Source organism: Chryseobacterium sp. ZHDP1 (assembly GCF_018603435.1).
Classification (GTDB): domain Bacteria; phylum Bacteroidota; class Bacteroidia; order Flavobacteriales; family Weeksellaceae; genus Chryseobacterium; species Chryseobacterium indicum.
Genome location: NZ_CP075682.1, coordinates 4,908,884 through 4,917,748 on the forward strand (window position 1 = coordinate 4,908,884; position 8,865 = coordinate 4,917,748).

General features: G+C 34.4%; 8 protein-coding genes. 1 reads left to right on the forward strand and 7 read right to left on the reverse strand.

Annotated elements, in window-relative coordinates; translation table 11 throughout:
* Positions 1–251: 251 nt before the first annotated feature.
* A complete protein-coding gene (lgt, locus tag KKI44_RS22640) occupies positions 252–1,040 on the reverse strand; it encodes a prolipoprotein diacylglyceryl transferase (RefSeq protein ID WP_250902208.1) in 789 nt (262 codons plus the stop codon).
* A gap of 512 nt (positions 1,041–1,552) precedes the next feature.
* Positions 1,553–1,795, reverse strand: coding sequence for a membrane protein insertion efficiency factor YidD (yidD, locus tag KKI44_RS22645; protein WP_076393366.1), 243 nt, complete (start codon positions 1,793–1,795; stop codon positions 1,553–1,555).
* Positions 1,796–1,983: 188 nt separating this feature from the next.
* Here yidD and KKI44_RS22650 point away from each other — a divergent pair, with 188 nt between their 5' ends.
* On the forward strand, positions 1,984–3,261 hold the full coding sequence (locus tag KKI44_RS22650) for a replication-associated recombination protein A (protein ID WP_214589256.1): 1,278 nt from the start codon (positions 1,984–1,986) through the stop codon (positions 3,259–3,261).
* Positions 3,262–3,408: 147 nt separating this feature from the next.
* On the opposite strand, the gene KKI44_RS22655 is transcribed toward KKI44_RS22650, so the two are convergent.
* The 5 genes from KKI44_RS22655 to KKI44_RS22675 form a co-directional block, all read right to left on the reverse strand.
* Positions 3,409–3,849 (reverse strand): hypothetical protein, encoded by a 441-nt coding sequence (locus KKI44_RS22655; RefSeq protein ID WP_214589257.1) that lies wholly within the window; start codon positions 3,847–3,849, stop codon positions 3,409–3,411.
* Positions 3,850–3,966: 117 nt separating this feature from the next.
* The gene (locus KKI44_RS22660) at positions 3,967–6,180 is read right to left on the reverse strand and encodes a DUF2339 domain-containing protein (protein ID WP_214589258.1); all 2,214 of its coding nucleotides are present in this window, start codon (positions 6,178–6,180) and stop codon (positions 3,967–3,969) included.
* A 115-nt stretch (positions 6,181–6,295) separates the two neighbouring features.
* A complete protein-coding gene (locus KKI44_RS22665; RefSeq protein WP_214589259.1) occupies positions 6,296–7,030 on the reverse strand; it encodes a hypothetical protein in 735 nt (244 codons plus the stop codon).
* A gap of 326 nt (positions 7,031–7,356) precedes the next feature.
* Positions 7,357–8,205 carry a prephenate dehydratase gene (gene pheA / locus KKI44_RS22670; protein WP_214589260.1) on the reverse strand — a complete coding sequence of 283 codons (849 nt, stop codon included), beginning with the start codon at positions 8,203–8,205 and terminating at the stop codon, positions 7,357–7,359.
* Positions 8,206–8,316: 111 nt separating this feature from the next.
* The gene (locus KKI44_RS22675) at positions 8,317–8,727 is read right to left on the reverse strand and encodes an acyl-CoA thioesterase (RefSeq protein WP_214589261.1); all 411 of its coding nucleotides are present in this window, start codon (positions 8,725–8,727) and stop codon (positions 8,317–8,319) included.
* Between the last annotated feature and the right edge of the window lie 138 nt (positions 8,728–8,865).

Here is an 8,865-nt window from a genome sequence, read left to right on the forward strand (position 1 = left end):
AGGCAAGTCTGGATAACAAACTTGCCTTTTTATATTAATCTGTTTAAACTTTTTATTTAACCGCAAATGATGAACTAATCGTTTATTTAAAGTTGGTGATTATAAATGAAAAGATCACAATAGTTTTTAAAAATCTTTGATTTTTATTCTTTTGAGTACTTCGATTACTCTTGAATTTGCTTTATCATTATCTTTTGCATCTTTTACGGTTAATTCTGAAATTAGTTTAAAGCTTATTCTAAATTTTTCGCTTATTCAGGTTTTTCGTTTTCAGCCTGAGTAATTTTGAACTTTTTCGAAACGATCATAATAATGACTCCTGCAATCATAAACGGAATGGATAAGATCTGTCCCGTATTTAATCCTCCGAAATGGATAAATTCATCACCCTGCGGTTCTTTCAGGAATTCTACAAAGAATCTGATTGCCCAGAGAATAATGAAAAACAATCCAAATAACCATCCCTGCTGGTATTTTTTGTTGGTTTTTCTGTACAGAATCCATAGTAAAATGAAAAGACAGACATATCCGAAAGCTTCAAATAACTGAGAAGGATAACGCGGAACCGTCACTCCGTATTCACTGCTTTGTTGTGGAAAAAGGATTGCGAAAGGAGAGTTGGGATCAACAGGTTTTCCGATGATTTCAGAGTTGAAGAAATTTCCCATTCTTACAAAAGCACCGCCCAAAGCAACCACAATTCCTAATCTGTCATATACCCAGAATGGATTTTTTTTAATGATTTTAAATGAATAATAAAGGGTTGTAAAAATTAAAGCAATCGTTGCACCGTGACTTGCCAATCCTGAAAACCCGGTGAACTTCAAGCCGTTTTTCGTACTGATCGGTAAAAATACACTCCAGAAATCTTCTTTGAAAAGTTCGGGCTGATAAAAAATAACGTGTCCCATTCTTGCTCCCAGAATGGTTCCTAATAAAGTCCATGTGAAAAGTGGTTCCAAATATTTCTGGTTTACATTATCGATTTTAAAGATTCTGTTCATTAAAATATATCCGAAACCGAATGCAAAAATGAACATCAGACTATAAAAATGAAGCGTAATAGGTCCCAACTGAATTCCTTTTGTGGGATCCCAGATCTTAAAAGGAGTTTCCAGACTGATGTTGTCTGATTCTGTAAGAGGTTTTGCAGTTTTAACTGCATACTTAAAGGTATTGATATTTTCCTTCGTTGCCGCCGCATCAATCACTTTAAAATTCTTGTCTAAAAGCTGATAATGAACAAGTTTATATTTCGTCAGTGTCGCAATACTGTAATTTACATAAACCGGTTCAAAATTAGACTCATTCAGAATAACAAGCACATTTTCTTTAATAGGTTTATCTGCAAATTCATTCAGATCCTGAACTTCGGTGGTCGAATAAATTTTTACCGGAACATTGGTAGAGTTTACTTTTAAAGTTCCGTCGGACATTCCGTCCGGATAATTCTGCGCAACAAGACACTGGGTAATGAACGCAAAAATGACGAGATACATTCTGAAAAAAATATTACTCATTGCTATTTTTTTAGTAGTTGTTTATTTTAATTTTATTTTTTTGGCGGTACAGGATCATATCCGCTTCCTCCCCACGGATGACATCTTGAAATTCTTTTCGCACCCAGCCAGAATCCTTTAAAAATACCGTGCACCTGAAGCGCTTTCACCATGTAATGCGAACAGGTAGGCTCATAACGGCAGTTTTTGGGAAGCAGGGGCGAAATAAACCACTGGTAAAATCTGATGAGAATTACCAAAGGAAAAGTGATGATTTTATTGAATGTGAGTTTCAAAACAATGCAAAAATAGGGTAAAAAATTGAAAATTAGTTTAAATTTGTTAGAAGTTTCGGGACGGTAAAAGTCTGTTCGGAGGATTGTTTTTTAATCTCTGCCGAATTTCTGTTCTTTATTCATTCTATTAAAAATGATGATTGTTCCGGATGATTTACATTAATATTTTACTTTTTAAATCTGAAATTTTGAACCAAAATATTCCATTAGCTGAAAAATTAAGACCCAAAACACTGGATGATGTTCTCGGGCAGGAACATTTAACTGGAGAAAAAGGGACGATCCGGAAAATGCTGGAAAACAATTCCCTGAATTCCCTGATTTTCTGGGGACCTCCCGGAACGGGAAAAACCACTCTGGCGGAAATTATTTCTGAAAAGTCGGGAAGGAAATTCTATAAGCTTTCTGCGGTTTCTTCGGGAGTGAAAGATGTAAGAGATGTAATTGAAGATGCCAAAAAGCAGAATCTTTTTTCCGGAAAATCGCCGATTTTGTTTATTGATGAAATTCACCGTTTTAACAAATCTCAGCAGGATTCTCTTCTGCATGCCGTAGAAAAAGGCTGGATTGTTCTGATTGGTGCGACAACCGAAAACCCGAGCTTTGAAGTGGTTTCGGCTTTGCTTTCAAGAAGTCAGGTTTATGTTTTAAAGGCATTGAGCTATGAAAAGCTGGAAGAACTGATTGATACGGCTTCGGAACGGTACAATCTGGATGAAAAAACATCTTTCAAAATCATTGAGAAAGAAGCTTTTATTCAATATTCCGGTGGTGATGCAAGAAAGCTGATTAATTCTGTGGAGTTGGTTTTAAATCAATATAAAAATTCCAAAAAATCAGAAATTAAAAATGAAGATGTGCTTGAAGTTTTGCAGGAAACGATGGCACTTTACGATAAAAATGGAGAACAGCATTATGATATAATTTCGGCTTTCATTAAATCGATGCGCGGAAGCGATCCGAACGGAGCGGTGTATTGGCTGGCAAGAATGATTGCAGGAGGAGAAGATATTAAATTTATTGCAAGAAGAATGCTGATCTTAGCTTCCGAAGATATTGGTCTTGCCAATCCGAATGCATTGGTGATTGCCAACAACTGTTTTCAGGCGGTGAACGTGATCGGAAATCCTGAAGCAAGAATTATCCTGAGTGAAACGGCAGTTTATCTTGCGGTTTCGCCAAAAAGCAATTCCACGTACATGGCGATTAATGAAGCTTTGGCATTGGTTAAAAAAACGGGAAATCTTCCTGTTCCTTTACATTTAAGAAATGCGCCAACAAAACTCATGAAAGATCTGGACTATGGGAAAGAATACAAATACGCGCATTCGTATGAAGGCAACTTTGTAGATCAGAGTTTTCTGCCGGAAGAAATTAAAGAGGTAAAATTGTACGAACCGGGAAACAACGCCACTGAAAAGAAGATTTACGAAGAATTAAAGAAAAAATGGAACAATAAATACTGAAACTCTTTATTAACCGCAAAAGTTCCAAAAGACAAACATCATAAATAATAAGAATATTCAAAGTTCTCAAAAGAAAAGCTTTAAGCAATATTACTGAAAAAGGATGCTCAAATTGGGCATCCTTCTGTTTAAATATGATCTGAGAAATTACTTTTTAGAAGTTGTTACAGATACCATTTTCTTACCGTTGCTGGTAACAACCTGCGCGTTATTGATGATGTCTCCGTATACCATAGTTTTTGTATTGGTAAACTCGTATCCGTCAATAAGTACCGGTGTATCTGCAGGAAGTCCGTACTGTGCGTTCAGTTCGTTTACAGGCATTCTGTCGATTACGCCCTGATTGCTTTTCAGTTTATATTCTACCAATCCGTTATCAGCAATGTAATCGAATTTTTTTAAATTCTGAGGAAGTTCTGCTGCAGATTTATATGCTTTTGAGCTTTGTACAGAACCTTTGTAATGAGTATTAAACATATCTACCGTTCCTACAATATCATTTGCCACTGCAAATTTTGTAGCTGTATTCTTCTGAGCAAACAGCGTAGCAGAAGATAATAATAAAAAAGAGTAGAGAATTTTTTTCATAATGTTTCCGGAATAAATGACTATTAAAAACGTGATAAATATAGGTATTTTTTATAGAATGTAAATAAAAATTCATAATATTTTAACAATCGTTTATCAATAAAAGCTTTTACGATATTATAAATTCTCAGTTTCCGGCTTTTCTTCTTTGTTTTCCACTAAATTTTTAATAATTTTTTTGAGTCTCTGAAACAGGAATGAACTTAGTAATAAAATGATTCCCAGTATAATAAATGCAATGATTCTTGATATATTGTCCATTTCCCATACATCGTACAGATAAAGCTTCAGTATGGTGACTGCTATTAATGCAAAGCCAATCTTGCTGTATTCCGGAATATTATTTTTTAGCCCTTTATAAATTAATACGGATGAAAGCACAGCCCAGATCATTGAAAGATATAAAAGCCCAAAATGTTTGCTTAAAACTTTCATGCCGGAAATGTTTTCAGCATTCAGTAATATATAAATGTTGTACAGTTCAAAGCTGAGTGCAGTTATAATGGTGACAGAAATCAGCCAGTACGATAGTTTTATTTTGAAAAAATTGGATTTGGGCAGGATCTGGAGAATGGTATATATAAAAGGAATCCAATATAAAAGATAAAGCCCGTAAAAACCAAGTGATATTTTACCCAACAAATAATTAGAAACAATTCCTGTTCCGGAAACAGCAGTATCAATAATAATCAATACACAAAACAGATAAATAAATTGGGTTGCTGAAGCTTGAGGAATGTCCAGTTTTTTCCTGAACAAAAGAATTGCGAAAATATAATAAAGTGTAAAAATGATTCCGACACTGAAAATTACAATCCACGGTTGTGAGGAAATATGATACATGATTTCCAACAGAATAGCGAAATAGATAACACCGTAGCTTAATATCGAAAATAAATATTCAAGAAAAGTATTGAATTTTTCATCGTGATCGGGATGTTTTTTCAGTAAAAATAAATTGAAAAATGTTGTTATCAACGTTACCAAGCTTGTTAAAAACACAGGATTGAAAACAATATTCAAATTTTTGGCATCAATATATTCTGTCCAGGTAATTACTTGTGCAGCAATTACCAAAGGAAAAAGAATATAGAAACATTTTCTGAAAATCGGCAGGCCGGTTTTCTTCCATATATATAAAAGGAGTGTTGCTTCAATTGCCCAGACACTCGTAATGAGATGGGTTTTGAACTGCAATGCAACGGCTAATGTTAAAAGGCTTACTGTAACTGCGGCAAATACAGAATAGTTAATTCCGAAATTCTTTTGAGAATATTCTCTGAAAAGCAAAAATGAATTCACCAAAGCAAAAATCAGCGGAAAAATAATCACAGGTTCATAGCCAAGCTGATTAAAAATATAAACCAGTCCGATGATATTGGTAAAATTAATTAAAACAAGCATCAGAATATCTGGTGAAGACATTGCTTCTTTCCGGAAATAATTTTTTAAGGCAAAAGAATAGAAGATAATGTATCCTGAAATATAGAAATAAATGCTTGTAAGCTGCGTAGTTTCAAAAGTCCAGTACAAAAGATAAACATAAGTGAATATAAATGCAATCCATCCGATGCTTTTCCAGTTTTTAAGAAAAGCAATGGCGAGCATTCCCAGATTAAGAACCGTAATGTAAGTAAACAAAAACAGATAGTTGCTGTGTCCGGAACTAACCATCAATGGTGCTAAAAAGCCTCCGAATAAAGAGAAAATAATCAGAATTTCACTTTTATAATAATAGGAGAGTGCAATGCATATCAAAGTAATCAGGCAGGTAACAGAAAAAGCAATGTTTTGCGAAAACAAATGATATTCCCGAAAAGCAATAGTAACCGTAAAATACAAAACGGCAATCCCGCCTCCTGTAATAATGGAAGAAAAGACCGAATAGTTTTTCCTTAAAAAATGACCCAGTAAAATAATGACTGCTCCCAGAAAGAATCCGATTCCGACTCTTGGGGTTTCTCCGATCCAGTTTTTATCAATGGCATACTTTACAAAATAACCGATTCCCAAAACCAAAGTAAAAATCCCGATAATGGTTAAAGCATTCTGTTTCAGAAATTCGAAGATAATATTCATCCAGTCTTTTCCTTCTTTTTCAGGAATAATTTCTTGCTGAATATTTTTTTCTTCCTGAGGAAGAACTTCATGTTCTGTCGGGTGCGGAATTTTCTGCCATTCTTTTTCTTCTTCTTTTCTTTCCGGAATTTCAGAATTCAGTTTTGAACTCAGTTCCGAAACCTTTTGTTCTAATTTGCTGATCTTACTACTCAGATTATTATAAATGATGAATATAAACAGAATGAGGAAAATAACAATTGCATAAATCATCTTTGTTCTTTTGGGAGTATCAAATATAACAATAAACTTAATAGCAAATAATTAATCCGCCAATAAGCAAATTATATGGCGGATTAATCTAAAAGTAATATTTGAACTATAAAAATTAATTAGATACTTTGTAAATATAGAAAGAGCCTGTGCTTGAACCGAGTAATCCCAAATCCAGTACAGTGTTGTTGGTAAGACCGAAAGATATTTTATCTCCTGCCTGAAGAGAATATAATGAATTAATACTTCCCTCAGAGATTGTTAAACTAACCAATCCAAGATTGACTCCGCTGAAATCACTCGTGTCGATGATGGTAGAAGTTCCTGCGCGGTTTCTTAAAATGGCAATGCTTGGCGTTGTCGTAAGAACTCCGGATTGAATACCTGTACCATACCTGAAACTAAATCCGATTGCATAAATACCGGTAGAAGGTGCTGTGTACGTATTATCAGAATCAGAGAACAAAGAAGCCGTACCCGTAGTTCTTTCTGTGGTTAAAAAATTTACCGGTCTGAAACCGTTTGGTAAAATTCCCACATTAATCAAGGTAATACCTGAAGATTTTTTCGCGGAATAAACAGAAGTATTAGCTCCCGAAGTCATTATGTAATCTGCAATAACCTGTGGAGCTACCTGCACAACCTGTGAGTCTCCACCGGTATTTTGGTTGACAGCCAGCATTTGGTATCCTGAAAGAGTAGAAGCGGCGGGAGTCTGCCTGATTTTCATTGTTCCATTAATGTCGAGATTGGCTTGAGGGTTCGGAGTGTTAATGCCAACCCATCCACTTTGAGCAAAAGTTGAGGCTGACATCATAGCCAAAAGTAAGCTACAAATTTTAGTTTTCATGCTGCAAAATTTAAATTAGTTAATGGTTTTAGTCTCAGTCAGTTGTTGTAATCGCATCAAATATCATGCAATAAATACTTTATTTATGATAATTTTTCAATATTTAATGGGAAATTATCATAAAAAATCAATTATATGTAAATTATGTTAATTTAGATATAATTGATTTTTTCCTTATAAATACTTGAAAATTCTATTAATCAATAGTTTGCAGGTAACAACTAAGTAGAAAAGTTTCTTGTTATTTTCAAAACCAAAAAAACGCTAAATAAATCTCTTTGAGATGAAATATATTGATTGGGGTATGTTTTTGTAAATAATTGTTATTAGCTTTTTAGAAAAAATTCTTTATAGCTGCCAAGAAAATCTACTTCTACATTCAGTGCTTTTAATTCTTCAAGTGCATTTTGATAAAGTGCCGATTCCCAGCTTCCGGCTACATTGATGAAGAAAAAATAATTTCCGAGTCCTGTTTTCAGGGTTCTGGATTCTATTTTGCTGAGATTCATCTTTCGCCATGCAAAAACCGACAGAACCTGATGAAGTCCTCCCGCATGATCTTCCGGAAGGGTGATCAGCAGACCGGATTTTTCTCCCAAAACTTCCAGATTTTCATTGCTGTAAGCATTGTGTTTTTTCGAAATGATAATGAACCTTGTATGATTCTGCTCAAAATCCTGAATATTTCGATGGATAATCTTCAATCCGTACAAATTTGCCGCAAACTGATTAGCCACAGCCGCCAGATTCCTGTTCATGTTTTCAGAAACGTGTTTTGCTGCGGCAGCGGTAGAAGAAAAATCCTGTTTAGGAACATTTTTAAACTTCGAATCCAGAAAATGAAAGCTTTGTGCTAAAGCCTGCGGATGAGAATATATTTTTTCAATATTTCCTTCATCACAGTTTGGATGTATCATAAGATGATGCGCGATGGGCATTACTGCTTCTGCTTCTACTGCTATAAAAGGCGTTTTATAAAGATAATCCAGCGTCATGGAAACTGTCCCTTCAATGGAATTTTCCAGAGGAACAACGGCTTTATCAACTTCTCCGTTTTCTACAGCGGTAAAAGAGTCTAAAATATTGGCGTGTGGTAAAAGTTCTTCATTGGGAAAAAGCTGGGTAGCAGCAAGCTGGGTAAAACTTGCCTGCGGTCCCAAAAATGCGATCTTCATTATATCTCTGTTATTATTATTTAAATATAGCGAAATTTATAAAACCCGCTAAAACCTGTATTCTAAAAATGGCTTTGTAAACTAATGTTTTGTTTCTATGTTTTTATAAAATTATGCCTTCCAATTTTCTTCAATCAGTTTCAAAAGATAATCCGGACATTTTACAACTTTATTGGTTTTGGCATCCAGAAAGAAAAGAGTAGTGGAAGCTTCTGTGATCTTTATATTTTCTTCGTTGAAAATTTCATATTCAAATTCAATTCTCACTCCAGGAATTTTTTTTACATAGGTATGAATTTCTAATTTTTCGTCATAAAAAGCAGGCCGTAAATACTTAATTTTATACTCGGAAACAGGCAGCCAAATTCCTTGATTTTCAATCTCATTATACGACATTCCTATGCTCCGGAAAAGCTCTACTCTGCCAATTTCCAGATACTCTGCGTAGTTGCCGTAATAAACGTATTTCATGGGGTCTGTTTCTCCGTAACGCACTCTTAATGAGTGTTTTGTGTGTATCATTTTAAGCTTCTTTATATACATACAAATATATTTTTAAATAATCAATATCCACAATATTTTTTTTTAAAATAAAAAAATTAGACCTTTGTCGTCCTTCCAAAAATTACTAACAACTAAGAATTAATCGGGGCATCAATT